This window comes from Methanobrevibacter curvatus (genome assembly GCF_001639295.1).
GTDB classification, from domain to species: Archaea; Methanobacteriota; Methanobacteria; order Methanobacteriales; family Methanobacteriaceae; genus Methanoflexus; species Methanoflexus curvatus.
Genome location: NZ_LWMV01000113.1, coordinates 1 through 894, shown reverse-complemented (window position 1 = coordinate 894; position 894 = coordinate 1). Strand labels below are relative to the sequence as shown.

The window sequence follows — 894 nt, the reverse complement described above, 5'->3', positions numbered from 1 at the left end:
CATTTAAGATGCTTGAAATAGTCCAATTAACAGTTTGACCTACACGAGTAGGAGATCCATTGGCACTGACAAAGATCAATCTAGTATCTAAAACATCAGTAATATTCACATTAGTCGCAGTATCAGGGCCAAAATTAGTTACATTAATAGTATACTCAACCAAAGCACCATTCAAAACAACACCAGTAACATTCACAGTCTTAACAATACTCAAATTAATACTTGGAGTAACATTTACAGTACTATTATTATCACCACTACTATTATTACCAGTATTATTCTGATCAGACCCAGTAACATTAGCTACATTGCTTATGTTTCCAGTACCATTCAGCTGAACAATTAAGCTAATAATATAAGAATCACCATTTAAGATGCTTGAAATAGTCCAATTAACAGTTTGACCTACACGAGTAGGAGATCCATTGGCACTGACAAAGATCAATCTAGTATCTAAAACATCAGTAATATTCACATTAGTCGCAGTATCAGGACCATGATTAGTTACATTAATAGTATACTCAACCAAAGCACCATTCAAAACAACACCAGTAACATTCACAGTCTTAACAATACTCAAATTAATACTCTCAGTAACATTCAAAGTACTATTATTATCACCACTACTATTATTACCAGTATTATTCTGATCAGACCCAGTAACATTAGCCACATTACTTATATTTCCAGTACCATTTAACTGAACAATTAAGCTAATAATATAAGAATCACCATTCAAAATACTTGCAATAGTCCAATTAACAGTTTGACCTACACGAGTAGGAGATCCATTGGCACTGACAAAGATCAATCTAGTATCTAAAACATCAGTAATATTCACATTAGTCGCAGTATCAGGACCAAAATTAGTTACATTAATAGTATACTCAACCA

The 894-nt window shown here is 32.7% G+C and carries 1 pseudogene; it reads right to left on the bottom strand.

Annotated features, from left to right (window positions below):
* Positions 1-894, bottom strand: a pseudogene (locus tag MBCUR_RS02930) (DUF11 domain-containing protein); the annotation flags it as partial.